Annotated in this window: 29 protein-coding genes, 1 tRNA gene and 1 pseudogene; 13 read left to right on the top strand and 18 right to left on the bottom strand. The window is 71.2% G+C overall.

The window, feature by feature from the left end:
- Positions 1–53: 53 nt before the first annotated feature.
- From AB4Z01_RS14835 to hemC, 11 genes are all read right to left on the bottom strand, one after another.
- Positions 54–851 carry an alpha/beta hydrolase gene (locus AB4Z01_RS14835; protein ID WP_441694816.1) on the bottom strand — a complete coding sequence of 266 codons (798 nt, stop codon included), beginning with the start codon at positions 849–851 and terminating at the stop codon, positions 54–56.
- Positions 852–1,124: 273 nt separating this feature from the next.
- Positions 1,125–1,571: a hypothetical protein gene (locus AB4Z01_RS14830; protein WP_441694814.1), complete on the bottom strand. Its 447-nt coding sequence runs from the start codon at positions 1,569–1,571 to the stop codon at positions 1,125–1,127.
- A gap of 140 nt (positions 1,572–1,711) precedes the next feature.
- Positions 1,712–2,089 carry a response regulator transcription factor gene (locus AB4Z01_RS14825; RefSeq protein ID WP_441694813.1) on the bottom strand — a complete coding sequence of 126 codons (378 nt, stop codon included), beginning with the start codon at positions 2,087–2,089 and terminating at the stop codon, positions 1,712–1,714.
- Between the two features lie 118 nt (positions 2,090–2,207).
- Positions 2,208–2,840 (bottom strand): response regulator transcription factor, encoded by a 633-nt coding sequence (locus AB4Z01_RS14820; protein WP_441694811.1) that lies wholly within the window; start codon positions 2,838–2,840, stop codon positions 2,208–2,210.
- Entirely contained in the window at positions 2,837–4,432 is a 1,596-nt protein-coding gene (locus AB4Z01_RS14815; RefSeq protein ID WP_441694809.1) for a sensor histidine kinase, read from the bottom strand. Before AB4Z01_RS14815 ends, AB4Z01_RS14820 begins: the two co-directional genes overlap by 4 nt.
- 43 nt (positions 4,433–4,475) lie before the next feature.
- Entirely contained in the window at positions 4,476–5,159 is a 684-nt protein-coding gene (locus AB4Z01_RS14810; protein ID WP_441694807.1) for an RraA family protein, read from the bottom strand.
- A 251-nt stretch (positions 5,160–5,410) separates the two neighbouring features.
- Positions 5,411–6,058 carry a murein L,D-transpeptidase catalytic domain family protein gene (locus tag AB4Z01_RS14805; RefSeq protein ID WP_441694805.1) on the bottom strand — a complete coding sequence of 216 codons (648 nt, stop codon included), beginning with the start codon at positions 6,056–6,058 and terminating at the stop codon, positions 5,411–5,413.
- A 420-nt stretch (positions 6,059–6,478) separates the two neighbouring features.
- Positions 6,479–6,553, bottom strand: a tRNA-Thr gene (locus AB4Z01_RS14800).
- A gap of 58 nt (positions 6,554–6,611) precedes the next feature.
- Positions 6,612–8,003 (bottom strand): heme biosynthesis protein HemY, encoded by a 1,392-nt coding sequence (locus AB4Z01_RS14795; RefSeq protein WP_441694804.1) that lies wholly within the window; start codon positions 8,001–8,003, stop codon positions 6,612–6,614.
- Complete coding sequence (locus tag AB4Z01_RS14790) at positions 8,000–10,390, bottom strand: uroporphyrinogen-III synthase (RefSeq protein WP_441694802.1); 2,391 nt, start codon at positions 10,388–10,390, stop codon at positions 8,000–8,002. Before AB4Z01_RS14790 ends, AB4Z01_RS14795 begins: the two co-directional genes overlap by 4 nt.
- A gap of 25 nt (positions 10,391–10,415) precedes the next feature.
- A complete protein-coding gene (gene hemC / locus AB4Z01_RS14785) occupies positions 10,416–11,360 on the bottom strand; it encodes a hydroxymethylbilane synthase (protein ID WP_441694800.1) in 945 nt (314 codons plus the stop codon).
- On the opposite strand from hemC, the gene AB4Z01_RS14780 reads away from it, so the two are divergent.
- Genes AB4Z01_RS14780 through AB4Z01_RS14755 form a run of 6 tightly spaced genes read left to right on the top strand, consistent with a single transcriptional unit; the run spans position 11,359 to position 15,285 of the window.
- Positions 11,359–11,694, top strand: a complete 336-nt coding sequence (locus AB4Z01_RS14780; protein ID WP_441694798.1) for a hypothetical protein — start codon at positions 11,359–11,361, stop codon at positions 11,692–11,694. The genes hemC and AB4Z01_RS14780 overlap by 2 nt on opposite strands.
- A 52-nt stretch (positions 11,695–11,746) precedes the next feature.
- A complete protein-coding gene (tsaD, locus tag AB4Z01_RS14775) occupies positions 11,747–12,802 on the top strand; it encodes a tRNA (adenosine(37)-N6)-threonylcarbamoyltransferase complex transferase subunit TsaD (RefSeq protein ID WP_441694796.1) in 1,056 nt (351 codons plus the stop codon).
- Positions 12,803–12,808: 6 nt separating this feature from the next.
- Positions 12,809–13,789: an NAD(P)H-dependent glycerol-3-phosphate dehydrogenase gene (locus AB4Z01_RS14770; RefSeq protein WP_441694794.1), complete on the top strand. Its 981-nt coding sequence runs from the start codon at positions 12,809–12,811 to the stop codon at positions 13,787–13,789.
- A gap of 59 nt (positions 13,790–13,848) precedes the next feature.
- The gene (locus AB4Z01_RS14765) at positions 13,849–14,133 is read left to right on the top strand and encodes a YciI family protein (RefSeq protein WP_441694792.1); all 285 of its coding nucleotides are present in this window, start codon (positions 13,849–13,851) and stop codon (positions 14,131–14,133) included.
- A 3-nt stretch (positions 14,134–14,136) separates the two neighbouring features.
- A complete protein-coding gene (locus AB4Z01_RS14760) occupies positions 14,137–14,553 on the top strand; it encodes an EVE domain-containing protein (protein ID WP_441694791.1) in 417 nt (138 codons plus the stop codon).
- 21 nt (positions 14,554–14,574) lie between these two features.
- Entirely contained in the window at positions 14,575–15,285 is a 711-nt protein-coding gene (locus AB4Z01_RS14755) for a 4'-phosphopantetheinyl transferase family protein (protein WP_441694790.1), read from the top strand.
- On the opposite strand, the gene AB4Z01_RS14750 is transcribed toward AB4Z01_RS14755, so the two are convergent.
- Positions 15,251–16,120 (bottom strand): metallophosphoesterase family protein, encoded by an 870-nt coding sequence (locus AB4Z01_RS14750; protein WP_441694789.1) that lies wholly within the window; start codon positions 16,118–16,120, stop codon positions 15,251–15,253. The two genes, AB4Z01_RS14755 and AB4Z01_RS14750, sit on opposite strands and share 35 nt — an antisense overlap.
- Before the next feature lie 36 nt (positions 16,121–16,156).
- Entirely contained in the window at positions 16,157–16,414 is a 258-nt protein-coding gene (locus AB4Z01_RS14745) for a hypothetical protein (RefSeq protein WP_441694787.1), read from the bottom strand.
- Positions 16,415–16,568: 154 nt separating this feature from the next.
- On the opposite strand from AB4Z01_RS14745, the gene AB4Z01_RS14740 reads away from it, so the two are divergent.
- The gene (locus AB4Z01_RS14740; protein WP_441694786.1) at positions 16,569–17,066 is read left to right on the top strand and encodes a DUF1003 domain-containing protein; all 498 of its coding nucleotides are present in this window, start codon (positions 16,569–16,571) and stop codon (positions 17,064–17,066) included.
- Positions 17,067–17,068: 2 nt separating this feature from the next.
- Here AB4Z01_RS14740 and AB4Z01_RS14735 read toward each other — a convergent pair whose 3' ends face one another.
- The gene (locus tag AB4Z01_RS14735) at positions 17,069–17,602 is read right to left on the bottom strand and encodes a gamma-glutamylcyclotransferase family protein (protein ID WP_441694785.1); all 534 of its coding nucleotides are present in this window, start codon (positions 17,600–17,602) and stop codon (positions 17,069–17,071) included.
- Between the two features lie 256 nt (positions 17,603–17,858).
- On the opposite strand from AB4Z01_RS14735, the gene mscL reads away from it, so the two are divergent.
- The gene (gene mscL, locus AB4Z01_RS14730) at positions 17,859–18,284 is read left to right on the top strand and encodes a large conductance mechanosensitive channel protein MscL (RefSeq protein ID WP_441694784.1); all 426 of its coding nucleotides are present in this window, start codon (positions 17,859–17,861) and stop codon (positions 18,282–18,284) included.
- Positions 18,285–18,343: 59 nt separating this feature from the next.
- Here the strand turns inward: mscL and AB4Z01_RS14725 are convergent, their stop codons facing one another.
- Positions 18,344–18,739: an OmpA family protein gene (locus AB4Z01_RS14725; protein WP_441694783.1), complete on the bottom strand. Its 396-nt coding sequence runs from the start codon at positions 18,737–18,739 to the stop codon at positions 18,344–18,346.
- Positions 18,740–18,839: 100 nt separating this feature from the next.
- A complete protein-coding gene (locus tag AB4Z01_RS14720) occupies positions 18,840–19,976 on the bottom strand; it encodes a cupin domain-containing protein (protein ID WP_441694782.1) in 1,137 nt (378 codons plus the stop codon).
- A 116-nt stretch (positions 19,977–20,092) separates the two neighbouring features.
- Between AB4Z01_RS14720 and AB4Z01_RS14715 the strand changes: the two genes are divergently transcribed.
- Positions 20,093–21,283 carry an acetyl-CoA C-acyltransferase gene (locus AB4Z01_RS14715; RefSeq protein ID WP_441694780.1) on the top strand — a complete coding sequence of 397 codons (1,191 nt, stop codon included), beginning with the start codon at positions 20,093–20,095 and terminating at the stop codon, positions 21,281–21,283.
- A gap of 20 nt (positions 21,284–21,303) precedes the next feature.
- The gene (locus AB4Z01_RS14710) at positions 21,304–22,200 is read left to right on the top strand and encodes an NAD(P)-dependent oxidoreductase (RefSeq protein ID WP_441694779.1); all 897 of its coding nucleotides are present in this window, start codon (positions 21,304–21,306) and stop codon (positions 22,198–22,200) included.
- A gap of 220 nt (positions 22,201–22,420) precedes the next feature.
- Here the strand turns inward: AB4Z01_RS14710 and AB4Z01_RS14705 are convergent, their stop codons facing one another.
- A complete protein-coding gene (locus AB4Z01_RS14705) occupies positions 22,421–24,229 on the bottom strand; it encodes an ABCB family ABC transporter ATP-binding protein/permease (RefSeq protein ID WP_441694777.1) in 1,809 nt (602 codons plus the stop codon).
- A gap of 86 nt (positions 24,230–24,315) precedes the next feature.
- Between AB4Z01_RS14705 and AB4Z01_RS14700 the strand changes: the two genes are divergently transcribed.
- The 3 genes from AB4Z01_RS14700 (at position 24,316) to AB4Z01_RS14690 (ending at position 26,262) form a co-directional block, all read left to right on the top strand.
- Complete coding sequence (locus AB4Z01_RS14700) at positions 24,316–24,525, top strand: hypothetical protein (protein WP_441694776.1); 210 nt, start codon at positions 24,316–24,318, stop codon at positions 24,523–24,525.
- A 248-nt stretch (positions 24,526–24,773) separates the two neighbouring features.
- Positions 24,774–25,568 (top strand): hypothetical protein, encoded by a 795-nt coding sequence (locus tag AB4Z01_RS14695; protein WP_441694774.1) that lies wholly within the window; start codon positions 24,774–24,776, stop codon positions 25,566–25,568.
- A gap of 85 nt (positions 25,569–25,653) precedes the next feature.
- Positions 25,654–26,262 (top strand): 2-hydroxychromene-2-carboxylate isomerase, encoded by a 609-nt coding sequence (locus AB4Z01_RS14690; protein WP_441694773.1) that lies wholly within the window; start codon positions 25,654–25,656, stop codon positions 26,260–26,262.
- On the opposite strand, the pseudogene AB4Z01_RS14685 reads toward AB4Z01_RS14690, so the two are convergent.
- A pseudogene (locus AB4Z01_RS14685) lies at positions 26,263–26,769 on the bottom strand (hypothetical protein); the annotation flags it as partial.

Raw genomic sequence — 26,769 nt, 5'->3', positions numbered from 1 at the left:
GCGAGAGATCGGGCTCGCCCGACCCGCTCGGCGGGCCCGGCGGCAGGGGTGATTTACTTGGCTGCGACCGTCTCAGCCGACCGAGCCGCCTGCTCGATGACGGCGGCGACCTCCTTCGGGCGGGATTCGTAGACCGAGTGGCTGGCGCCCTCGATCACCGTGATGTGGCTGTGGGCGCGCTCGTAGTAGAAGCGCTCGAGATCCGGGCTGATGATCTTGTCAGCGGCCGCGACGATGCCCCAGCTCGGCTTGGTCTTCCAGGCTGCGACCGTCATCGGGGTGGAGAACACCGCCGCCGCGGTCAGAACCTGGGACTGGGCCTCGAACTTCGCCTGGTCGAGCGGCAGGTCGGCGGCGAAATGCGAGGGGAAGAGGTCYGGCCGCAGATAGGTGTAGCCGTCSGCCGTCTTCACCACCGCGCCGGGCACYTGYGAGGTGACGCTCGGCGTCTTCTTGCCGAGGGCGGCTTCGTCCTCGCCGACATCGGGCGCATGGGCCGCGACATAGACCAGGGCGGCGACATGCGGGTCCTCGCCGGCTTCGGTGATGATCGACCCGCCATAGCTGTGGGCCACCAGGACGGTCGGCCCGTCCTGCTGGTCGAGGACCCGCTTGGTGGCGGCGACGTCGTCGGCGAGGCTGGTCAGCGGCTGCTGCACCATGGTCACGTGGAAGCCGTCCTTGGTCAGGATATCGTAGACCGGCTTCCAGCCGGAAGCGTCGACCCAGGCGCCGTGGACCAGCACGATGTTCTTGATCGGCGCAGCGGGCGCGGCCGACGCGGCGGCGGGGGCGACGGAGGCCAGCAGCGAGGCCAGCAGGAGGATGCGCTTGCTCTTGAACGGAGACATGAGGCCACCTCGTTTGTTGAGTATCGCGGGAGGTCTCCGAGCGACCCGGAAGCATTGTCGTCGGGACCACGAGATGGACGGTACGGCGGACCCCGGCCCTGCCTCCATTCTACAGGAGGACTGTCGGAACCGTGCATTCCGGTCGCCGGACAGACACTTTGGTATGGGTCGGAGCCGGGCTCCAGCCGATAAAGCGACAGAGCCGCGGAGCGATCCCTCGCTCCGCGGCTCTGTTTCTCGCTGGGGCCTGTCGTGTCCGACGCCCGGTGGCGATCATCCGTGATAGGAGGCGCCGGGTCCGTCGAGGACGAAGGTTCCGCCGTCGGGCAGCGGCGTGCCGTCCAAGGCGTCGTCTTCGATCGCCGGCCGGGCCGCGGGCAGAAGATCCTGGCGCCGGGACCTCCGCCCGGATCCGGCCACCGGGCCGGCGGCCGCGATCCAGAGGTCGATGGCCCAGGCCGAGGCGCGCAGGCGGAGCAGGTGGTCCGTGCCGTCGTCGCCGACACCGTCCCGGGCGGTGAGCCGAATCTCGAACTCTCCCGCCTGCCGCTCCTCCGACGGGCCGAGCGACTGTCGCGAGCACGACAGGTGCAAGACGTCCAGCCAGCGGCTGCCCGACGCGTCGCGGCGGGACGCGAATGAGACGGTCCAGCTGAAATACTGGGCATTGCCGGTTTCGGCATGGCGCCGAATGAAGGCGCCCGATCCGCTCCAGAACATCACCTCCTCCACTCCGTGATCGTCGAGACGGTCACAGCATGGCGGACGGCCCGGGGCGGACCCATTCCACTGTGGTTTGCGCGGGCAGGCGTTTCGGTGGCGGGCGATAGACCTAGGTATAGGTCGCCGATGGCCCGGGATCAGTGGGCTTCGTGCCGCAGTGCCGAGGCCAGGCAGCCGATCAGCACCTCGGCGTCGACCGGCTTCTCCAGGAAGCCATGGGCGCCGCCGGCCAGGGCCTTCGACCGCGTCGCCTGGTCGGTGTAGGAGGTCATGAAGATCATCGGGGCCGGCTTGCCCTGCGCGTTCAGCTGCGCCTGCAGATCCAGGCCGGTCATGCCCCCCATCCGGACATCCACCACCATGCAGGCCACCGCGGACCGGCCCGGAAAGGCCAGGAAATCCTCCGCCGAGGCGAACGGCAACGCGCGGTAGCCCAGCGAGGACAGGAGGTCCTCCAGCGCTTCGCGGATGGCCTGGTCGTCGTCGATGACGGCGATGACGGGGGAATGGGACACGATACCTCTGCGGACGGCAAGGCGGGACTTCGGCCCGCCCCTCCTAGATAGGCGAGGTGTCGCCGGGCAGATACCATACATAGGTCCAGGACGAAGCGGCGGTTCGTCCAGCCCGGCGTCACCGCTCCAGCAGCTCCGCCTTCCGCACCAGGTCGGCGACCGACCGGACCGCCATCTTCCGCATGACGTTGCCGCGGTGCAGCTTGACCGTGATCTCGCTGATGCCCAGCAGGCCGGCGATCTGCTTGTTCATCAGCCCCTTCACCACCGCCGCCATGACCTCGGTCTCGCGCGGGGTCAGGGTGGCCGCCAGCGCCGCCACCTCCTTCGCCGCCGCGGCATCCCGGCGCTGCGCCATGTCCTTGTCGATGGCGGCGGCCACGGCATCCAGCATGTCCTGGTCGCGGAACGGCTTGGTCAGGAAATCCGTCGCCCCGGCCTTCATCGCCCGCACGCTCATCGGGATGTCGCCATGGCCGGTCATGAAGATGATCGGGCGGGTGTTGCCGTTGCGCGCGAGCTGGGCCTGAAGGTCGAGCCCGCTGATCCCCGGCAGGCGGACATCGAGGATCAGGCAGCCGGGTCGGTCGGTGGGGGCGGCGTCGAGCAGCTCCCGGGTCGAGCCGAAGCTCTTCGTCTCGACCCCGACCGAGCGCAGCAGATCGGTCAAGGCCTCGCGGATGCCTTCGTCGTCATCGACGACGATGACGAGGGGCGTGGTGACGGGTGCAGTTCCGGCTGGTGCTTTCATGACTCTTCCGCAGTGTCCGCCGGCAGCGCGAACTCGAACACCGCTCCCCCCTGCTCGTGAGTCCTGGCCGTCAATCGGCCGCCATATGTCTCGATCGTCGAGCGGCAGATCGCAAGCCCCATTCCCATGCCGCCCCGCTTGGTCGTGAAGAACGGCTCGAACAGCCGGGCCTGCACGTCGTCGGGAATGCCCTTGCCGCGATCGCGGATCGACACGCGTACCTCTGCGTCGGGCGCCGCGGGACCGTCGACGCTGACCGTGAGCTCGCGCGCGGGGGCCGCCGTCTCGACCATGGCGTGGAGCCCGTTGGTCATCAGGTTGATCAGCACCTGCTGCAGCGCCACGCGATCGGCCCGGATCGGCGGGAGCGAGGGCGCGAACTGCGTCACGACTGTCGCCTCGTGGGTGCTCAGCTCGGTCTCCAGCAGCGCGATCGTCTCCTCGATCAGCGCGCGCAGATCGGTCGCCTCGTCGTTGCGCTGGTCGCGCACCAGCTGGCCGCGGGTGCGCTGCACGATCTCGGCGGCCCGCCGGCCGTCCCGCACCGTCCGCTCCGCCGCCCGCACCGCTGCCTCGACATCGGGCGGATCCTTGCCGAGCCAGCGCAGGCAGGTCTGGGCGTTCATCACCACGGCGCCGAGCGGCTGGTTGATCTCATGCGCGATCGAGGCCGACAGCGCGCCGACCGTCGCCGCCCGCGACGCCCGCGCCAGCTCGGCCTGGGCCGCGAGCTGGGTCTGCTGGATCTGCTCGCGCTGGGTCACATCCACCGTGGCGACGACGACGCGGCCGAACTCGTCCGCGTCGTCGGGGAAGGCGATGCCCAGCAGGACGGTCAGCACCTGCCCGTCCGCGGCGACCAGCTTCCCCCTGCCCTCGAACTGGCTGCCGCCCTCGGCCACTGCGGTCAGGACCGCCAGCAGGGCCGGGTCGTCGGCCGGCAGGAAGCGCTCGAGCGGGCCCAGCGCCTCGGACGGCGACGACAGCCGCAGCAGCTCCGCCGTCGCGTCGTTGGCATGCACGGTCCGGATCCGGCGGATGCAGTCCCTGGCGAAGGCCGGATATGCGCGGGCATGGGCGGCGAGATCCTGCACGCCCTGCTGCCGCAGCGTCGTCAGCATCGCCCTGACCTCGGAATAGTCCTGCTCCCACAGCGCGACCGGCGCCTGCTCGAAGATCGACCGGTAGCGCCTCTCGCTGCGGGCCAGGGCGGCGTTCGCCGCCACCAGCGACCGCTTCGATGCCTGGTCGCGCAGCAGCAGGGCCGCGGTGATCGCAATCGCGGCCAGCGAGATGCCGAAGCGGACCGCGGCCGAGACATCGGGCTCCAGGCCATGCATGGCCAGGAAGGCGGCGGCGGCAAGGCCGGCGCAGGTTGCCGCCAGCAGGATGAGGCCGCGCCGCGACAGGGTGTCGGCGGCGATCAGCAGCACCACCACATACAGCACGGCAATGGCGCCGGTGACGTCGGTGAAGGTGTCGACGACGAAGACGGCCACTCCCAGCAGCAGCGCCAGCAGGCGGTGACAGCGGCGGCGCCCGGGACTGAAGCGTCCCAGGCTGGGCCCGGAACCAGGCGCGAGGGTGGTCATCACTGCAGTGTCGCGACTCATAGCGGGGAACGATCTTACGGATTCAATCGACCGAGCGGACCCGGTCGGAGTCGAGGATGCGGCGGGCGAGGTCCGGCATGGTCAGGCCGCCGCGCACCGCGGCGTCGAGCGCCGCCTCCTTCTGCCGGATCGTGGCCAGGCGGTCCACCACCGCGGCCAGCCGCGCCCGGGGGATCACCACCACGCCGTCGAGGTCGCCGACCAGCACGTCGCCGGACTCCACGCGCACCCCGCCGATCACGACCGGCAGCCCGGCCGTGCCCGGCCCCTGCCGCGTCGGCGAGTTCGGGGTGATGCCGGCCGCGAACACCGGCAGCCCGACCTGGCGCAGGCCGGCCAGGTCGCGCACCAGCCCGTCGGTCACCAGCGCCACCGCGCCCTTGTTGCGGGCCATGCCGGCGACCAGGTCGCCGATCACCGCCGTGCCCTCATAGCCGCCGGCGGCGCAGACCAGCACGTCGCCCGGCCCGGCGATGTCGAGCGCGGCGAACACCGCCAGGTTGTCGGCCGGGCCGCAGTCGCAGGTCACCGCGACCCCGACGAAGCCGGCGGGATCGACCGGCTTGATCCGATGGTGCAGCGCGCCCGAGCCGTCCATGGCGTCGACGGCGAAGCCGGTCTGGATGCCCTGCAAGGCCTCGACCAGCGCCGGGTCCGGCCGGGCGAAGCGGCGGCGGATGGTCAGCAGCGGCGGATCGTCGATCATGGCGCACCCCTTTGGCGGCGGGTCCATCGACCCGGCCGCACGCTATACCGCCCGGCAAAGCCAAGGCAACAGCACGGGGAGGGGGCCGCTGATCGGGGCCGGACCCGCCGGCGCCGCGCCGCCGAAGGCATCCCGATCGGCGACGCCACCCTGGGGCGGCATTCGCGCTGCTGCGGCGTCCGTCGGCCTGACTGAGGGCGAGGTGGAGATGATGGCGGCGGGCTAATCTCAGAGCTGGCCCAGCCGCCTGTTCACGGTGTCTTCCAATGGAGCAATAATGATCCCTGCTTCATCTGATCGATAACGGTGGTGGAAAATTTGTGATCCAGCGCCGGGCAGCCATCGCTCCTGCCGATCCGGCCGTGCTTTTCGGCGAATTTCTCGGACACGTAATCCGCGCCGTGGATGACGATCGCTCGCGCTCGGGCCCGCGAATTTGTCTCCTCCAGCCCGTCGAGACGGAGCGAGTAACCATTGTGGCCGGAGTATGTTTCCGCGCATCGGTAGATGCCCAGGGAGGTCGCATTCGACCCTTCGACGTTAGAGAAGACATTGGCGATTCCGTCATCCGTCGGTCCCTCGGACCCCTTGCCGTGGGCGCAGAGATAGGGGACGGTCTGGCGGCTGCCGACATCGAACACGAACAGGCGGGGCTTCACCGAATGCAAATCGAAATTCACGATGCCCCAGTATCGGGGCCGGCTGTCCGGGTAGCGCTCATTGCGTAGCGCTATTAGCCGTTCCATCGGCATTTCCAGATCCTGCACTGCCGATAGCGCGCGAAGGATCGCTTCGTCGTTGCCCGGCTCCAGTTCCCGCAGCGTTTGTGGGAGGAAGGCGGCATCGAACTCCGCTCCGCCAAGAGGCGCTGCGTCGGGTGCCGTGGTTTTCTGTGCCATATCAATTATATCCTTTTGAAAACTCGAATACGAAATCAGCCAAGCCAAGCGTACTAAAGATGTTTTGATAGTTGGCGTATTGTCATGATAGGCATGACCTGCCTGCGGCCAGTGTTGCGCGAGTCTCTTGAAATCCAGCGTTGAATATTGTTCTTCGTAGAAACATTTGAAGTATAGCACGCTTGAGGCCCGCTTGTCACGCCGCGCTCGAAAAGCGTCGAACGTGGATCAGCAAAGCTGTCGCCGCTGGCCGGAATCGCGAATGAGATCATGGGTGGCACGGACGGCACAAAATTGTCGGCCAAGCTCCTGCTCAGGACACACTTGACGAAAAGTGGTGAGGCGTACGGCAGAACGCGCGTGCCCGATCCAAAATGTGATCACGAGGCCGAGCGAGGACGGATTGCCGGACGGGAAGAATGGTGCCGAAGCGGGGATTTGAACCCCGGACCTACTGATTACGAATCAGTTGCTCTACCCCTGAGCTACTTCGGCGCCGCAGGGCGGGCACCCTATACAGGGCGCACGCCGCAGCGTCAACGGCCGGCGCGGCCTAGGCCGTGGCGGCCGGGACCACGGCCGTGCTGCCGGCCGGCGGCACCGGCGCGGGCAGGAAGGCGTCGATCTCGACCGGCGTCGGCGGCAGGCCACGGGCGGGACCGGGGAGGCGCCAGGCCAGCGTGTCGAAGCCGTGGCAATGATTGCACAGCGCCGACCAGCGCTGGGCCTGGGCACCGCAGGAATCGCAGTCCCAGACCTCGTCCGGGGCCGCGGTCTGCGCCTTGGCCAGCCAGCTGCGCGCCGCGATCGGGTCGTTGCGCTCGGCGGTCTCCAGATCGGCCAGGAGGCGGTAGACGCGGCGCGACGGCCCCACCTGCTCGGCCTTCAGCAGATGGGTGCGGGCGCTGCCCCACAGCTGGGCCGACAGCTCGGCCTCGGCCAGGGTCATGAGGCCGGTCGCCGAATCCGGCCGCAGCCGCACCAGCTTCTCCAGCCGCTTCACCTTCAGCAGCGTGCCCTCGTCGGCGGGGCCGAGCGCGGCATAGGCGCGGGCGATCTCCGGATGCGGCGCGCGGCCCCAGCTCTTCTCCAGCAGGCGCGCGGCCTGGGGTTCGCGGCCGGTGCGCTGCAGCAGCGTGCTCTCCTGCAGCGCCGCCGGCACGAAGTCCGGCTCCAGCCCGACCGCCTTGTGGGCGAAGTCCAGCGCCTGGGACAGGTTGCCGGAGTCCTCGGCCTCGCGGCTGCGCTCGACCAGGATGCGGGTCTTGAAGCGGCGCCCGTCCTCGGCCGAGATCGCCTTGACCCGCACCGAATGGGCGAGGCTGAGCTGGGCGTCGGCCCAGCGGTGCTGCGCCACCTCCAGGTCGAAGCAGGCGCGGTGGGTCCAGGCCGCGTCCGGCCGCAGCGACCGGGCACGCTGCGCCATCTCCAGCGCCTGCGCCGATTGCTTGTGGCGCAGCGACTGGTTCAACAGGCCGCGCAGGCCCAGGAACTCCATGTCCGGCCGGCGCAGCATCGCCTCGAAATAGCGGGTCGCGGCGGTGTCGTCGCCGGCCAGCTGCGCCGCCTGGGCGGACAGCAGCAGGGTCAGCGGCGGCTCGTCCAGCAGCACGTCGGCCTTGCGGGCGAAGCGCCGCGCCGCCTCGGCATCGCCGGCGGCGACCGCGACCATGCCGCGGGTCAGGGCGCGATAGCCCTTCTCGCGGCGGGCGAAGCGGCGGCCCTCGACGAAGCGGCCCGGGGCCCGGCGCAGCGAGCGCCAGAGACGGTACAGCCAGGCCGCCAGCAGCATCAGCGCCGCCGCGGCCGCCACCAGCACCGCGACCGAGGTCTCGATCACCCGGCCCTGCCACTGGATCTCGACATGGCCCGGCCGGTCCGCCAGCCAGACCGCGACCGCGATCAGGATGGCCAGCTTGAGGGCGTAGCTCAGCAGACGCTTCATGGCGCCTTCGGGGGCTGGGTGTCACCGGAACCGGCCGCGGCGTTGCTCGCCGCCGCCAGGCGCTGCACGGCCAGGGCGGACAGGCTCTGCAGCGCCGATTCGGCCGAAAGCCTGGCCTCGGCCTGGCTGCGCCAAGGGGCCATGGCCGAGGCCGCGGGGCCGTTCAGACCCTTGGTCGCCTCGACCGCGCCGGCCAGGTCGCCGCGCTGCAGCCGGCCTTCGGCCCGGGCCAGCACGGCGTCGGTGCCGGTGCCCTCGACCTCGCCTGGGGCCGGGCGGACCGTGACCAGGTCCTGCACCACGGACAGGCTGCGGTCGACCCAGTCGCCACTCTCCGGCTGGTCGGCCTTGCGCGCCGCCTCGGCCGCCTGGACGAAGCCGGTGGCCAAGGCGGCTCGGCTGGGCACGCCCTTCGCCGCCGGCTCCAGCGCCGCCACGGCATTGGCCAGGCCGGGGTCGTTCTGCGCCAGGCCGCGCAGCAGGGCCAGCGTCTCGTCCAGCGGCGCGCCGGTGTCCAGGGCGCTGCGCAGCTGGCCGGCGGCCAGGCTCAGCGCCTGGGCGCCGGTGTCGCTGTTGCGCAGCCGCTCGACCGTCGTCTTGACCGCGTCGACCTGCTGCTGCAGCGCCGCCAGGGTGCTGCCATTGGCCTGGGACCCGGACGACAACGTGGCGACGGTGTCGCCCAATGTCTTGACCGCGGCCTGGGCCGATTCCAGCGCCGCGACCCGGGCCTCCAGCGCCGCCACGGCCTCGGGGGCCGGCGCGGGGGCTGCCGGAGCGGGCTGTTGCTGCGGCTGGGCCTGCTGCGGTGCCGTGCCGGCCAGCTGGTCCAGCTTCTGCTGGATCGCGTCGACCCGCGCGGCCAGGTCGGCGCGGCCCTTCTCGATCGCGGCGGGATCGATCGGGCCGCCGGCCGGCTTCTCCAGCGCCTCGACCCGCTTGCTCACCCCGTCGATCGCCTCGGCGGTGCCGGATGGCAGGTCGGCGAGGCGCTTCTCGATGAAGGCGATGCGGTCGCCCAAATTCGGCGAGCCCTGCGGCGCCGGGGCCGGGCTGGCCGAGCCGAAGATCTTCGGCGACCAGACCGGCGCCGTGGCCGAGATGGCGGCGGCAACGATGGCGACGATCGCCGCGGTCCAGGCTGATCTCGCGACATTGCCCGGCGGCTCGGCCGGGGGCGGCGGTGGGACGGTCGGCGGGCCGACGCGCGGCGGGCCGGGCGGGTTCTCCGGCTCGGACAGCTCGGCCGGTTCGGGCGTGCCTTCTTCCGGCGTCGCCGGGCGGGTGCGCGCCAGCTCGGCCGGGTCGAGCGCGATGCCGTGGGTCTTGGCCGCGGCCAGGATGTCGGCGTGGCGCTGCTCCGGAATGGCGTTGCGCCGCTTCCAGCCCTGCACCGTGGTGACCGGCACGGTCAGCTTCGCCGCCATCGGGCGGATGCCGCCGAAGGCCTCGATCACCCGCTCGGTCGGGGTCAGCGGCCCTTCGCTCGGAAGCGCCAGGGCATCCTCCGGAAGCGGTGCGGTGGGTTCGCCGGCCTTGTCGGGGGACTCGGGCTGAGCCTGAGAAGGGGCCGACGCGTCGTCCGGCTGCTGGGAGTCAGGGCCGGGGGCCGCTGCTTCGCCTGGCTTGTCGGGGGTCGGGTCCATACCGTTCGCCGTCCTCGTCTCTTGCTCAGCGGAAAAATCGGAAAGCCGCGCCAGCAGCGACGGCGAATCCGGCCTGTCCGCGATTCGCACCGCCCGCCAGGGCGACGGATCCAGCGCCTGGGCGACGGCCGGGCTCAGGCAGACCGCCGTCAGCCCGGCGAGGCGATGGGTCAATTCGACCCGGGCCGCGAGGGTAGCAAAGACCTTCGCGGTGCGGGGAGAGAAAAACACCACCCCCGCCAAGCCGGGGTCGGCCAGGGCCGCCACCGCCACCGGCGGCAGCGCCGCCGCCGGCCGGGCGCGGTACAGCACGAGCCGCCGCACGGTGAAGCCGGCGGGGCCAAGCAGCTCGGCCAGGTCGCGGGCGACGTCCTCGCCCGAGGGGTGCAGCAGCGCGCCGCCCGCGGGGTTCAGCCGGGCGAGGGCCAGCTCGGCCAGGTCGTCGCCGTCGCCGGCGGCACTGGCAACGTCGCGGAAGCCGAGCGACCGGGCCAGCTCGGCGGTGGCGTCGCCGACCGCCAGCACCGGCAGGTCGCGCCGCCTGACCCGCCGGGCGAAGGCGTCGATGCCGTTGCGGCTGGTGGCCAGCACCGCCTGCACGTCGCCGAGGTCGATCGGGCCGGGATCGACCGGCTCGATCTCCAGGATCGGAGCGACCACCGGGTCGAGGCCGCGGTCGCGCATCGCGTCGGCGAAGCGCTCGGCCTCTTCCCGCGGCCGGGTGACCAGCCAGCGCGTCATCCGGTCGCGTCCATCCGGCGGGCCCTCATCCGGCCAGGAAGCGCGGGCCGATGCGGCGGCGCAGGGCCTCGCCGGCCTCGGTGCCCAGCCGCGCCGCCTCGGATCGAGGACCCTCGCGCCGGTCCTCATGCATCTCGCTGCCATCCGGCAGGGCAACGCGGGAAATCAGCGTCAGCGTGTCGCCGGGCCCCAGCTCGGCCAGCGCTGCGATCGGGGTGCGGCAGCTGCCGTCGAGCGCCGTCAGCAAAGCCCGCTCGGCCGCCACCCGGTCGCCGGTGTCGCGGTCATGGATGGCGGACAGCAGGGCCAGCACCCGCTCGTCCGCCTCGCGGCATTCGATGCCGATGGCGCCCTGGGCCACGGCCGGCAGCATCTCCTGCGGGTCGAGCACGGCGGAGACCCGGTCGGCCTTGCCCAGGCGCTTCAGCCCGGCGAGTGCCAGCAGGGTGGCGTCGACCGTGCCGGCATCCAGCTTGGCCAGGCGGGTGTCGACATTGCCGCGGAACGGCACCACCCGCAGGTCGGGCCGCAGCGCCAGCAGCTGCGCCTGTCGTCGCAGGCCGGAGGTGCCGACCACAGCGCCCGGCTTCAGCGTCGCCAGGCTGGCCGGGCCGGTCAGGGCCTCGTCGCGGGCGAACAAGGCGTCGCGCGGGTCCTCGCGCGGCAGCAGGGCGCCGATGATCAGCCCGTCCGGCAGCCGGGTCGGCATGTCCTTCATCGAATGGACGGCGATGTCCAGGCTGCCGTCCAGCAGGCCGTCCTCGATCTCCTTGGTGAACAGCCCCTTGCCGCCGATCTCGGACAGCGGCCGGTCCTGCACCCGGTCGCCGGTGGTGCGGACGGCCTCGATCTCGACCGCGCCGGGCGCCGCCAGGGCCGGATGCGCCGCGATCAGACGCCGCCGCGTCTCCTCGGCCTGGGCGAGGGCAAGGGCGCTGCCGCGCGTGCCGATGCGGAGAACGATGTCCATGGCCCGACTTCTAGAAGCCCGGCGCCCGGCGGGCAAGCCGGACGGGGCGGTTGCGGCGACGTGGCCGGTTGAAGCCCCTGTCGCCGTCGCCATGAACCGGATCGGGCTCGTCAACGCTCACCAGGGCGGCATAACATCAGGCATGGGCACGACGAGTGATCTCCCGCCCGAAGACGCCGACGATCCGGCCCGGAAGGATCGGGATCGCCGGACGCTTCGCGAGGCGCTGCTCCTGGGGGCCAAGTCCCCGCTGACCTCTCCGGTCGACGCTGCCTATTTCGAGTCTCTGCGCGACCGGATCCGCAGGGCAGCGGAGCGTCGCAATCAGGAGTGAGGGTCGACCGGTCCTTTCGTCCCGCCGGCAGACCGCTTATATCGGGCCGATCATGATCGTGCTCGGCATCGAGACCTCCTGCGACGAGACGGCGGCGGCCCTGGTCGACGACCAGCGGCGCATCCTGGCCAATGTCGTGCTCAGCCAGATCGAGGAGCACGCCCCTTATGGCGGCGTGGTGCCCGAGGTGGCGGCGCGCGCCCATCTGGCCCATCTCGACGGCGTCGTCCGCCGGGCGCTGGCCGAGGCCGGGCTCGGCCTCGACGCGGTCGACGGCATCGCCGCCACGGCCGGGCCGGGGCTGATCGGCGGCGTCGCCGTCGGGGTGATGACCGCCAAGGGCATCGCCGCCGCCCGGGGACTGCCCTTCCTCGGCGTCAACCACCTCGAGGGCCATGCCCTGACGGCGCGGCTGACCGACGGCGTCGACTTCCCCTACCTGCTGCTGCTGGTCTCCGGCGGCCATTGCCAGCTGCTCTGCGTCGAGGGCGTCGGCCGGTACCGGCGTTGGGGCACCACCATCGACGACGCGGTCGGCGAGGCCTTCGACAAGGTCGCCAAGATGTTCGGCCTCGGCCATCCCGGCGGGCCGCTGGTCGAGGCCGCGGCGCGGAGCGGTGATCCGAAGCGCTTCGCCCTGCCGCGGCCGATGGTCGGGCGGCCGGATTGCGACTTCTCCTTCTCCGGCCTCAAGACCGCGGTGCGCCGCGCCGTGGCCGGGCTGCCGCAGCCGCCGGCGCCGCAGGACGTCGCCGATCTCTGCGCCGCCTTCCAGGAGTCGGTGGCGGCCTCGCTGGCCGATCGGGCGAAGCGGGCGATCGCCCGGTTCCGGGCCGAGCATCCGGCCGGTGGCGCCTTCGTCGTGGCCGGCGGCGTCGCCGCCAACCAGCGGCTGCGCGCCCGCCTCTCCGAGGTGTCGGCGGCGGCCGGACTCCCCTTCGTCGCGCCGCCGCTGGCGCTGTGCACCGACAACGGCGCCATGATCGCCTGGGCCGGGCTGGAGCGGCTGCGCCTCGGCCTGGTCGACGGGCTCGACTGCGCGCCTCGGCCGCGCTGGCCGCTCGATCCGACCGCCACGGCCGCGATCGGCGCCGGGGTGAAGGCTTGAGCCCCCATGGCTAAAGGGCGGATCGCCGTGATCGGCGCCGGCGCCTGGGGCACGGCGCTGGCGCAGAGTTTCGCCGAGGCCGGCCATAACGTGGTGCTGTGGGCCCGCGACCCGGACCGTGCCGCGGCGATGCAGGGCAGCCGCGAGAACGCCGCCTATCTGCCCGGCATCGCGCTGCATCCGGGGATCGCGGTCACCGCCGACCTCGCCGCGGCCGAGGGGCTGCGGGTCCTGGCCGTGCCGGCCCAGCATCTGCGCCCGATCCTGGAACGGCTGCCGCCCCGGCCGGGGCCGCTGGTGATCACCGCCAAGGGCATCGAGACCGCGACCGGCCGCTTCATGCATGAGGTCGCGGCCGAGGTGCGGCCGGGGTCGGCGCCGGCGCTGCTGTCCGGCCCCAGCTTCGCCGCCGAGGTGGCGCGCGGCCTGCCGACCGCTCTGACCCTGGCCTGCGCCGATGCCGAGGCCGGCGCCGCCTTGGCCCGCAGCCTCGGCCACAAGACGCTGCGCCTGTATTGGAGCGAGGATCTGCGCGGTGTCGCGCTGGGCGGCGCGCTGAAGAATGTGCTGGCGATCGCCGCCGGCATCGTGACGGGACGAGGCCTGGGCGAGAACGCCCGCGCCGCGCTGGTCACCCGCGGCTTGGCCGAGATGATGCGGCTCGGCGCCGGGCTCGGGGCGCGGCCGGAGACGCTGATGGGCCTGTCCGGCCTGGGCGACCTGCTGCTGACCGCCTGCAGCGCCACCAGCCGCAACACCTCGCTCGGCATCGCGCTGGGGCAGGGCCGGCCGCTGGCCGAGATCCTGGGCGAGCGCCGGTCGGTCACCGAAGGGGTGTGGACCGCCGCGGCAGCGGCCCGGCTGGCGGCGCAGGCGGGCGTCGAGGCGCCGGTGATCGCCGCGGTCGACGCCGTGCTGAACCGCGGCGCCGCGATCGACACCGCCATCGCCGGCCTGCTGCTGCGCCCGGCGAAACGCGAGGCCTGACCTGGAACTGGCCGGCCGTTTCCGCTAGCGTCGCCAGCATCAGCGTATCGGAGGAATCCTTGCAGTTCTCGATCGTCACCGTCGACCGGCCGGACGGGCTGGAGATCCGCCTCGCCAACCGGCCGGCGCATCTCGCCTATCTCGAGGCCAATGCCGCCCGCATCATCGCCGCCGGTCCCCACCTCTCGGCTGACGGGCAGACCATGGTCGGCAGCCTGCTGCTGATCGAGGCGGCGGACCGGGCGGAGGCCGAGCGCTTCGTCGCCGAGGACCCGTTCAGCAAGGCGGGCCTGCCGGCCAGCGTCGTCATCACCCCCTGGCGCCGCGTCTATCCGAAGGGCTGAGCCATGAAGCACTGGCTGGTGAAGTCCGAGCCCGTCAAATGGGGCTGGCAGCAGATGGTCAAGGCCAAGCGCACCCATTGGGACGGCGTCCGCAACTACGCGGCCTCGAACAACCTGAAGGCGATGAAGCTCGGCGACGAGGCGTTCTTCTACCACTCCAATGAGGGGCTGGAGATCGTCGGCATCGTCGAGATCGTGCGCGAATACTACCCGGATCCGAGCGACGAGAGCGGCCGCTTCGGCATGGTCGACGTGCAGGCCTCGCGGCCGCTGAAGACCCCGGTGACGTTGAAGCAGATGAAGGCCGACCCGGCCCTGTCCGACCTCGTCCTGATCCGCCAGGGGCGGCTGTCGGTCGCCCCGGTCAGCGACGCCGAGTGGAAGCACATCTGCAAGCTCGGCGGCGTGGAGCCGAAGTGAGGGGGCCGAAGTGAGGGTGGCATGAGCGACGCCCCCGCCGACGCTCATGTCTGGACGGCCGAGGTGCCCGAGGACGAGGCCCTCTACCAGGCCTGCCTGCCGTTCCTGACCGCGGCCGAGCGGGCGCGGGCCGCGCGTTTCATCATGCCGGGCGACCGCCGCCGCTTCGCCGCCGCCCGGTCGCTGATGCGTCGGCTGCTGCAGGAGATCGCCGGGGTGCCGGCCGGCGACTGGGACTTCGCCATCGGCGACCACGGCAAACCGTTGGTCTGCCGGCCGGAGGCGGGGCGGTCGATCGGCATCAACATCTCGCATGCCGAGGGCATGGTCGCCTGCGCCGCCGCGCCCGGCAGCGTCATCGGCGTCGATCTCGAATGGCTCGGCCGGGTGGTCGAGCCGCGCATCGCCGACCGCCGCTTCGCCGCGGCGGAGGCGGCTTCGGTGCGGGCGGTGCCGGCGGATCGGCGGCGCGAGGCCTTCCTCTCGATCTGGACGGTCAAGGAAGCCTATGTGAAGGCGCTGGGCGGCGGCCTGACCATCGCGCTGGACAGCTTCGTGGTCGAGGCGCTGTCGGAGCGGCCGGCGGTGCGCTTCCTCGACCCCGCGGTGGACGGCACGGCCTGGCATTTCCGGCAGTGGCGGCCCTCGCCCCGCCACCTGCTGGGGCTGGCGCTGCGCAGGCCCGAGCGCGAGCCGGTCATCGCGGTCCGGCACGTTGCCCTGACGCCCTGACGCTCGGTGTCGGCTCCGGCGGCCCGGGCAGGATCTCGCGCAGATAGGCGCCGACGCCGTAGGCCTGCTCCCATTGGTAGGGATAGCCCAGCGACACCTCCTCGAACCGGGTGCCGTCGCGCCAGTCGGTGTGGCGGACATGCAGATGGCCGCTGACCGCGACCGTGGCATGGAAGCGCCGGTGCCAGTCCTCGGTCAGCACCGTGCCGCACCAGGGGCTGAAGCGCGGGATGCGCGGGATCCGCACCAGGTCGCGGCGCAGCGGATAGTGGTTGACCAGGATGGTCGGCATCTCGGCCGGCAGCGCCGCCATTCGCTTGGTGGTTGCCTCGACCCGGACCCGGCACCAGTCCTGCCGCGTTGGATAGGGATCGGGGTACAGCAGCAGCTCGTCGGCGCAGACGGCGCTCTCCTCCGCCGCCCAGGCCACGACCTCCTCCACCGGCAGGTCGGCCGGGCGGAAGCTGTAGTCGTACAGCAGGAACAGCGGGGCGATCACGTGCTCGCCGCCTGGCCCGGTCCAGATCGGATAGGGGTCCTCCGGCGTGATCACGCCGTGCCGCCGGGCCAGCGCGACCAGCGACTCGTAGCGCTCGACCCCCCGTGGGGCGCTTGGGCTGCGGGCCCGGGTCCACAGCTCGTGATTGCCCGGCACCCAGATCAGTCGGGCAAATTTCTCGGCCAGCGCGGTGAAGGCGCGGCCCAGCCCGTCCGCCGTCTCGGCGATGTCGCCGGCTAGGATCAGCCAGTCCTCGGGATGGCCGGGCAGGGCGTTCAGCCGCTCGAAGCTGGCGTCCGAGGCGAGGTGCAGGTCGCTGATGGCATAGAGGCGCATGGAAGCAGCTTGGCCGCTCCGGGGCGATCTGGCCAGCTATCCCCTGAACCGGTGCAGCGACACGGCCCGGTGCAGTTCCACGTCGAAATCGGAGCGCCAACTGCGCGGCGCGTCGTCGATCAGCGCATCCGGGTCTGGGCCGGGCGGCTCCTCCACCCGGCAGAACAGCTCCGGATGCATGCCATGGGCACAGAAGGCGAAGCCGTCGATCACGGCTTGCGCCACCTTCGCGACGGCCCGGCGCAGGGTCCCAGGCGGCGTCCGGTCCGGGGCGAATGACCAGTCCGGTCTCATCACACTCACCCCTTGCTCGACGCGGCGGACCACAGGTTCGATGGGTGAGGTTCGCAGTCGGCCGCTACCGGACGATGGCAGAATCGGGCGAAATGATTGCCGATGTAACAGTCACGAACCCGGTTCGCCGCGGCCCATCGCCAGGAGAGAGTCCATGAGCCATGCCCCCAGCCTGACGCCGGAGGACGAGAAGCTGCTGCGCGAGCTGCGGCAGCAGCGGCGCGGCCACCGGGTCAAGCAGCACGGCGGCCTCAGCTTCGGCCAGCGCCTGGCCGACGGCGTGGCGGCGACCGTCGGCTCCTGGCGCTTCATCATCGTGCAGAGCGTACTGCTGTTTCTCTGGATCATGGCGAACGTGGTCGGCTGGATCCAGGCCTGGGACCCATACCCGTTCATCCTGCTGAACCTGGCGCTGTCGTTCCAGGCAGCCTACTCCGCGCCGATCCTGATGATGAGCCAGAACCGGCAGTCCGAGATCGATCGCCAGCACGCCGAGGTCGACTACAAGATCAACATCAAGGCCGAGCTGGAGATCGAACAGTTGCACCAGAAGATCGACCTGCTGCGCGAGCAGGAGGTGGTTCGCCTGACCCGCGCGGTCGAGCTGCTGCTGCAGCGGCTCGAAGCGGTGGACGGGAAGGGCGCGGCCTGACCTTACCGCGGCCGTCGGCGCTCGGCGAAATGCCGCTCGGCGCGGGCTTCGGCATAGCGCCGGTCGGCCTGGGCCTTGACCTCGGGCCAGCGTTGCGCGGCCTCGGCGCTGCTCATCTTGCCGTACAGCGACATATAGGCTTCGTGGTGCATCAGGGTGCGCGGTTTCTCGGTCGCCTGCCAAGTCTCCAGGTGCCAGGGCTCGCCGGCATCCTCCAGCGCGCCGGTCGAGGCGTAGATCTGCGCCTCGGCCTGGCTGCCGTCGGCCAGCGCCACGGTCACCGGCTGCAGCGCGTAGTCGTCGCTCTCGAAGAACTGCATCCGGTCCATCTCATCGCCGGCGAAGCCCTCGACCAATACTCCGTCGACCCGCCCGTCCGGGTGCGGCACCAGGATCGGATAGCTCTCGCCCTTCACCTTGCGGCTCTGCCGGCCCAGCAGGGTCGCCGGTCGCGCCGCAAGGGCCGCCATCGGGCGGCCGATCACCAGCGCGAACAGGTCGGGATCCTGCAGCGTGCCGAAAAAGAACAGGCGCATCGGTCGTTTTCCTTCCCGGCCCGGGCGGTCCGCCGGCGCGTCGGCCGCCGGTCATTGTGAATAGCGAGGCGGCGCAATTTGATCCTGCCGCGCCGAAAGTCAAGGTGATTCCCCGGATCTTCTTGGCGCGATCAATCAGCCTTTTTGTCTGTTTTGTCAGGATGTTTGAAGGTTTTCCTGTAATCCCGTCGAAATCGGCTATATACAATTGTGTTGCGGCCGGCATCGGCCACCAACAGCGATGTGGGGGCAGCGGATGTTACAGGAGTTCAAGGCCTTCATTGCCCGTGGCAATGTGATCGACTTGGCGGTCGGCATCATCATGGGCGTGGCCTTCACCACGATCGTGAGTTCCCTGGTCAACGACATCATCATGCCGCCGATCGGCGTGCTGCTGGGCGGTGTCGACTTCTCGAATTACTACATCAACTTGTCGGGGACCCATTACGACAGCCTTGCCGCGGCCAAGGAGGCCGGCGCCGCGACGATCAACTATGGCGTCTTCATCAATGCGATCATCAACTTCCTGATCATCGCCTTCGCCGTGTTCCTGCTGGTGAAGCAGGTCAACCGCTTCATGAAGAAACCCGAGGCAGCCGCAGCCGCGGCACCCGCCGCGCCGCCGCGCAGCGAGGTGCTGCTGGAGGAAATCCGCGACACGCTGCGCAGCCAGCGCGGCTAGGGTCCACCCCTCTTCCTGTCATTGCCGGGCTTGATGGCCGGCAATGACAGGCAAGGGGCTCAGTAGGTGATCCTGATCTCCACCCGGCGCTCGCCGACGGCGACATTCGCCAGGGCCCCGGCCTCGCCATGGGCCTCGACCCGGTGGATCAGGGTGGGGGAGACGCCGTCCTGCTGCAGGGCGACAACCACAGCCTCGGCCCGTTCGGCCGACAGCTTCTGGTTGGCGTCCTTTGGGCCGCTGACACCGGCGAAGCCGTCGATGGCGATCGACTTCGCGCCCCAGTTCTTGGCCTCGGCAGCCGCATTGGCAACCGTCTGGCGTGATTCCGGGGTCAGCACGGCGCTGTCCTTGAGGAAGAAGGCTTGGTAGGCGCCGCCCGCCTTGGGGGCGCAGGCGGCGATCGCCAGGACGGGAAGCAGGGCCAGGAGCGCACGACGGCTTGCAATCGGCATGATCGACCTGTTCGGGTTTGTTGTTGGTGGGGAATCCTTACCTGAGCGGCCCGGCCGATAGAAGCGGTTCCGCTTCGCCGCGTTGCCAAAACGATCCCGCTCAACCGTTCTTTCCGGCCGGCTCGATCGCGCCCTGGGCCAGCAGCGCATCCAGCAGAGCCGCCGCCGCCGGATCGCCCCAGGCCGACTTGGCCTGATCAGCCGCCAGCCGTCCGTCGCCGCACAGGCGCAGCGCCGCCTCGGCCGCGGCGCCGTTCGGGGCCGGATGCGCCTCGCCGTCGGCGAACAGCACCAGCCCATCGCCGTCGCGGGCGAAGGCCAGGCGGCTGCCGATCGCCCGACGCAGCGCCCCGGCCGGCCGGCGCTTGCGCGGCGGCGGCGCCTCGCGCTCTTCCTTCGGCTCGGTCAGCAGACTGCCGAGCCAGCCGGCCAGGAAGCGGCGGTCGTCCAGCCTCTCGGCGAGATAGGCGCGCACCCGCTCGATCGCCGCGTCCGGGATCTCGCCGGGATTGGACGGCGGCGCCAGGTCGGGGTCGGAATAGCGCCGCTCCYCGTCCTCGGCATCGGCCACGGCGGCGGCGAAGCGGCCGGCCAGCTCGGCCACGCTCGGGGCGCGAAAGCCGATCGAGAAGGTCAGGCAGTCATCCTCGGCGACGCCGTCATGGGCCCAGCCCGGCGGCAGGTACAGCATGTCGCCCGGCTCCAGCACCCATTCCTCGGCCGGCTGGAAATTGGCCAGCAGCTTCAGCGGCTGGTCCGGCACCCAGGCCGGCCTGATCTCGGCCGCGCCGCCGATCCGCCAGCGCCGACGGCCCAGGCCCTGCAGCAGGAACACGTCATACTGGTCGATATGGGCGCCGACGCCGCCGCCGGCCGGGGCGTAGCTGACCATGACGTCGTCCAGCCGCCAGTCCGGCACGAAGCGGAAGCGGTCGCGCAACGCCGCCACCGCCGGCTCCCACAGGTCGACGCCCTGGACCAGCAGGGTCCAGTCCTTGGCCGGCAGCTTGCCGAAATCGGCCTCGTCGAACGGCCCGTGCCGCACCGCCCATTTGCCGCGGCGACGGGTGACCAGCCGGCTCTCCGCCCCGTCCTCGCAGGCCAGCCCGGCCAGCTCGTCCGGCGTGACCGGGCTGGTCCAGCCCGGGATCGCCTGGCGGATCAGCAGTGGCTTCTTCTGCCAGTGGCGGGCCAGGAATTCGGCGGCGGACAGGCCGCCGAGCAGGGGATCGGTCATGGAAGCCGCGGTGTTGCCCAGGGAACGGTGGCGCGCACTGTACCGGGTCGATCCGGCCTCGCCCAGGGGTGGCCCGCCCGTGCTAGCATCCGATCAACGAGACACCGGAGGATGTCATGAGCGCGAATGATCCCGTCGTCATCGCGGGTGCGGCCCGCACCCCGATGGGCGGCTTCCAGGGCGAGCTGAAGGATGTGAAGGCGCCGCAACTCGGCGCCGTCGCCATCCGCGCGGCGCTGGAGCGTGCCGGCCTGGCCGCAGATGCGGTGGAGGAGGTGGTGATGGGCTGCGTGCTGCCGGCCGGCCTGGGCCAGGCCCCGGCGCGCCAGGCGGCGCGGGGCGCCGGGCTGCCCGATGCGGTGCCCTGCACCACGGTCAATAAGATGTGCGGCTCCGGCATGAAGGCGGTGATGCAGATCCATGACGCCATCGCCGCCGGCTCGATCGGCATCGGCGTCGCCGGCGGGCTGGAGAGCATGACCAATTCGCCCTATCTGCTGGACCGGGCCCGCGGCGGCTACCGCATGGGCCACGGCCGAGTGCTGGACCACATGTTCCTCGACGGGCTGGAGGACGCCTATGAGCCCGGCCGGCTGATGGGCACCTATGCCGAGGACACGGCGCAGCACTATCAGTTCACCCGCGAGCAGCAGGACCGCTTCGCTTTGGCCAGCCTGGACCGGGCGCGCAAGGCGTCGGGGGACGGCACCTTCGCCCGCGAGATCGCGTCGGTGACGGTGAAGGGCCGCGGCGGCGACGTGGTGATGACGGTCGACGAGCAGCCGCGCAATGCGAAGCCCGACAAGATCCCGACGCTGAAGCCCGCCTTCCGACCGGACGGCACGGTAACGGCAGCCAATTCCAGCTCGATCTCCGACGGCGGCGCGGCGCTGGTGCTGCTGCGCCGGTCGGAGGCGGAGCGGCGCGGCCTGCCGATCCTGGCCCAGATCGCCGGTCATGCCAGCCACGCCCGGGCGCCGGCCTGGTTCACCACCGCGCCGATCGGGGCGATGGAGACGCTGTTCCAGAAAACCGGCTGGTCGGCGAAGGATGTCGACCTGTTCGAGATCAACGAGGCCTTCGCCGTGGTCACCATGGCGGCGATGCGCGACCTCGACCTGCCGCACGACAAGGTCAATGTCCATGGCGGCGCCTGCGCCCTCGGCCATCCGGTCGGCGCGTCGGGAGCGCGGATCATCGTCACCCTGTTGAATGCATTGCAGACCCACGGCCTCAAGCGCGGCGTCGCGGCGCTGTGCATCGGCGGCGGCGAGGCCACGGCGGTGGCGATCGAGCGGGCGGCATAGCGGAACGAGAGGACGGGACGATGACGGAGAAGACGCGGATCGGCGTGGTCGGCCTCGGCAGCATGGGCGCGGCGATGGCGGCGCGCCTGCTCGACCAGGGCTGGCCGGTCGCGGTGTGGAACCGCAGCCCGGCGGCGGAGGAGCCGCTGCTGGCGAAGGGCGCGGAGCGGGCGGCGACGCCGGCCGAGGCCGCTGCGGGCGGCATCGTCCTGTCCATGGTGGCCGACGATGTGGCGCTGAAGGGCGTGACCACGGGCGACGCCGGTATCCTGTCCGGCCTCGGCGACGGCGGGGTGCACGTCTCGATGAGCACGGTCAGCCCGGTGATCGCCGCCGATCTCGCCGCGGCGCACGCCGAGGCCGGCTCGGCCTATGTCGGGGCGCCGGTCTTCGGCCGGCCGCCGGCGGCCGGCTCCGGCCAGCTCTGGATCGCCGTCTCCGGGCCCGCCGCGGCCAAGGACAAGGTCCGGCCGGTGCTGGAGGCGCTGGGCCAGGCGGTGCATGATTTCGGCGAGGCGCCGGAGGCCGCGAACGTCGTCAAGATCGGCGGCAACTTCATGATCGCGGCGGCGATCGAGGCGATGGCTGAGACCTTCACCCTGCTGGAGAAGCACGGCGTCTCCGCCCGCCAGGCGCATGAGCTGTATTCCAGCTCGATCTTCGCCGCCCCGATCTACAAAAACTATGGTGGCTTCATCGTCGATCGCAAGTTCTCGCCGCCCGGCTTCCGCATGCCGCTCGGCCTCAAGGATGTCGGCCTGGCCTTGGCGGCCGGGGAGAAGGCGGGGGTGCCGCTGCCCTTCGCCGCGGTGCTGCGCGAGCGCTTCATCGGCTCGATCGCCCGCGGCCGCGGCGACCTCGACTGGACCGCCATCGCCCTGGACGCCGCCGAGGCGGCGGGGATTAAGGTGGATTGACGACCCACAATCATCGCTCGGAACATCCCCTAATATTCTCCCCCTCCCCCCGCGGGAGGGGGTAGGGGGAGGGGGTGTCGATCGAAGAGAGCCGACGTGAGATCACCAGAATCTGCCGTCAGGCCTCGCTGAGCATCGGGCATCGTTCTCGCGGGCCAAACCCCTCCCCCTAACCCCCTCCCGCAAGGGGAGGGGGAGAGTAAGTGGGATACATCCGACATCATTCGACAACCGGTTCGGCCACCCGGTGCTGGCGCTGCCACAAGGCGGCATAGAGCCCGTCTCGGGCCAGCAGCACTCCATGGCTGCCGCGCTCCGCCACCCGGCCGCGATCCAGCACCAGGATCTCGTCGGCATGGACCACGGTCGACAGCCGGTGGGCGATGATCAGGGTCGAGGTGCCGCGCGAGGCCTCGGCCAGCCGCTCCTGGATCGCCTGCTCGGTGGCGCTGTCGAGCGATGACGTCGCCTCGTCGAAGATGAACAGCCGCGGCTGCTTCAGCACGGCGCGGGCGATGGCGACGCGCTGCTTCTCGCCGCCCGACAGCTTCAGCCCGCGCTCGCCGACCCGCGTCTCCCAGCCATCCGGCAGCCCGGCGACGAAGCGGTCCAGCTGGGCGATCCGCGCCGCGGCCTCGACCTCCACCTGCGTTGCCTCGGGCCGGCCGAAGACCAGGTTGTCGAACAGCGTCTCGTTCAGCAGCACCGTGTCCTGCGGCACCACGGCGATGGCGGCACGCAGCGAGGCCTGGGTGAGGTCGCGCAGATCCTGCCCGTCCATCAGGATCCGGCCCTCGGACGGGTCGTAGAAGCGGAACAGCAGCCGGGCAATGGTCGACTTGCCGGCGCCCGAGGCCCCGACCACCGCCACGGTCCGCCCGGCCGGCAGGGTGAACGACACGTCGCGCAGGATCGGCCGGCGCGGGTCGTAGGCGAAGGAGACGTGCTCGAAGACGAGGTCGCCGCGGCCGGGCGGCAGCGGCACCGCGCCCGGCGCATCCGTCACCTCCGGCGCCTCGTCGAGCAGCGCGAACATCTGCTCGACCGAGCCGAGCGAGTTGCGGATCACCCGGTACAGCCGGCTCAGCTGCTCCAGCGGCCGGGCCAGGCGGACGAAATAGGTGTTCAGCAGCACCAGGTCGCCGACCGACATCGTGCCGGCCTGCACCGCCTGGCCGCCGAGGATCAGCAGGATGGCGAGGCCGACGCTCAGCACCGTCATCTGGGCGATGCCGTTCAGGCTGCGCAGCGCCAGCCCTCGCGCGGCCAGCCGCTCGACCTCCTCCAGCCGCTCGTCGTAGCGGCGGCCGATCGCGCCCTCGGCGCCGAAATACTTCACCGTTTCGTAGTTGATCAGGCTGTCGATGGCGACAGCATGGGCGCTGCTGCTCTCCCGGTTCATGGTCCGGATCGTGCTGCGCAGGCTGTCGGCGCCCAGCGTCATGGCCCAGGCGAAGGCGGCCAAGGTGGCGGCGGTGACCAGGGCGTAGAAGGGCGGCAGATGCGCCAGCAGGATGAAGCAGGTGGCGGCGATCTCGATCAAGAGCGGCAGGATGCGGAAGGCGACGTCGTAGATCAGCTCGCGGATGCCGGACAACCCGCGGCCCAGATCCTCGCTGACCGCGCCGGTGCGGCGGCCCAGATGGAAGCGCAGCGACAGCCCGTGCAGATGGGTGAAGAAGGTGCGGCTCAGCCGCCGCACCAGCCGGTGCTCGATCGGGCCGTAGGCGGCGTATTGCAGCTCGCCCAGGATGCGCCCGACCCAGGAGGCAACGGCATAGGCGGTGATCACTCCCATTGCCCCGACCGCCCAGGCATTCGCCTTGCCGGCATAGGCATCGATCGCCAGCGAGAACAGCAACGGCACCAGCGCCACGGCGAAGGAGGACAGGAACACCAGGGCGACGCAGGCCAGGATGCGCAGCCGCACGCCCCAGCTTTCGCCGCGCCACAGATAGGGCATGACCCGGCCCAGCGTGGCCAGGTCGCCGCGCGCACTGTGATCGCCTCTGGGCGGTGTCATTGCCATGGCCGGACTCGCATCGTCGGTGTCCTATCCTAATACACGGCCGGCGCCGGCATCCCGTCGCCATCGCACTTACCCTCGGCGAGCGGGTGGTCGCGCTCGCCGCCTTCGACGTCCCGCAGCCGACCTGCCTGATCCTGCGGGCGGTGACCGCCGCGCTGGACGAGGCGGTGCAGGAGGCCGATCGCGCGCTCGACCGGCGCCTCGCCGCCCTGACCCTGGCCGACATCGCGGCCGATGCCCGCCGGCTGAACGCCGGAAGCGGTCTCTCTCTCGGAGATGCCCATCATGGCTCATGACGTCATCGTGGTCGGCGGCAGCTTCGCCTCGGTGGCGTTCGTCGAGGGCGAGGCCGTGCATAGGCGGCGCGAATGTGGGGCGAAGCCGGGTCGGCCCGGAATCGGGGCGGTCACATTCGGGACATGCGTCGCGGTATGAGCGCATGCCGCGATGGCATGGGGTGGATCGGAACCCGTGCCGCAGGATGGAAACATCATCCCGGAGCCCAGACGCTGGTGCCCGCTCCACAACCCTGCGGAAGCGCTGCATGACCGAGACACCGCATACGAATCTCCGGCTCCCGATGGACGAGAAGCTGCCCATCGGAACCACGCGGTCGCTGATGGACTGGCTGCGGGCTGTCGCCGGCTGCACCTGGCCGCCGGCGGCCGACGAGAAGGAGGACGACGGGGACGATGCGGAGCGGGGGTCGCTGAGGACCGTGCAGCCCGGACCGGTCGCGCCGATGCAGGTACGACCGGCCGGCGACGGTGATCCCGATCCCGCCGCCGAAGCGGCGGTGCCGACCCCGAAGGACCTCGAATCCATGGGACGGACCGAGGCGCAGGCCGAGCAGTTCCACCGGCTGCTGCGGGCGAATTCCGCCAAGCCCGGCGATGCGGGCGACCAGGAGCTTCTGGCGCTGGCCAAGGCTGTCGGCTGGCTGCACACGACCAAATGCCTGCCGGCCCTGCAGGCGGTCCTGGCCGGCATCGCCATGCGGGACGCCGCCGGCCGGCCGGCGCTGGTCACGGCCCTGGCCGAACAGCTGCCGATGTTTCCGCCGCAGGACCAGGATTACGACGAACCGACCGCCGACCAGGTCGCCGCCCTCGAGGCGCTCTTGCAGGCGATGGTGGATCACGTGGCGCCGGGACAATGGCCTGAGGTGATGCCCAGCCTGCGCGAAGCTCTCGGCGCGGCCTGCGGCGGGATGGATTACTTGTACATGGACCTCCCGCTGGAGGAGGCGGTCGCCAGGACCAAATCCGGGCCCAGGGACATGACCCCGTTCCTGAAACGGCTCGATGATCTGGCCCCTCCGCCGCATCACTCCGGCTGATCGGACTTCGCGTTCCGCCACGGGTGGCCTAGAGAGGCTCTGGCGCCAGTCGCAGGCCCGAATCAGGGCCGGGAGGAGAGCCAGGATGCCGTGGCCGATCGAGTTCTATTTCGATTTCGCCAGCCCCTATGGCTATCTCGGCGCCAGGCGGATCGACGTGCTGGCCGCGCGTTACGGCCGTGAGGTGCGGTGGAAGCCGGTGCTGCTGGGCCCGATCATGAAGCAGATCGGCACCAGGCCGATCCGCGAGCTGCCGGTGCGCGGGCCGTATCTGGAGCAGGATGTGGCGCGCTTCGCCGCCTTCCTGGGCGTCCCCTTCACCTTGCCGGCGCAATGGCCGATCGCGGCCTTGGCGCCGTCCCGCGCGGTGTGGTGGCTGGCCGATGACCGGCCGGCCCTGGCGCATGACCTCGCCGTCGCCCTCTACGATGCGCATTGGGGCCGCGGCGAGGACATCGCGGCGCCCGAGGCGGTGGTCCGGATCGCCGCTGGGCTCGGCCTCGATCCAACGGAGACCGCGGCGGCAATCCAGCGCCAGGAGGTCAAGGACCGGCTGCGGGCCGAGACCGACGCGGCGGCGGCGAAGGGCGTGTTCGGTTCGCCCTTCTTCCTGCTCGACGGCGAAGGCTTCTGGGGCGCCGACCGGCTGGACCAGCTGGCATGGCGCCTTCAGGGCAGCCCGCGTGTGGGCTGATTACCGCACCTTTTCCGGCTTGTAATACTCCGGCGCCCAGCCCTTGCCGGTCCAGCGGAACAGCCGGTTCTCGTCGACCAGCAGATCGCGCTTGCCGGAACTGTAGCTCGGCGCCAGGGCCAGCTCGTGCGCCTTGCCGTCGGCGACCGGGGTCAGCGACTGCGAGCCCTCGGCCAGGATCTCCCAGGGGCAGCCGCTCGAGTCGCAGTGCTTGGCGTCGTTCCAGAACACGATCACGTCCGGGGTCAGCTGGCCGGGCTTCTCGTCCAGCTCCATCTCGGCCACCTGGAACGGCGCGTCGCGCCAGTTGATCACCGCCGGCGCCACCATCGGCGCATAGCGCGCCTCCAGCATCGGGATCAGCCGGTCGGGGACCGGGCTCAGCCAGCGCAGGGGCGGCGGCGGGCTGCCCGGGATGGGGGCGCTCGGGGGCGTCGCCGCGGCGGTGTCGGTCTGGGCGGGCGCTGCGGCGTCGGCCGGGGCGACGGGCGGGGCGGCGCCCTGGGT

This window comes from Inquilinus sp. YAF38 (assembly GCF_052113205.1).
In the GTDB taxonomy this organism is placed as follows: domain Bacteria; phylum Pseudomonadota; class Alphaproteobacteria; order DSM-16000; family Inquilinaceae; genus Inquilinus.
Note: the sequence above shows the minus strand (reverse complement) of the source record. Positions and strands in the feature narration are given on the sequence as shown.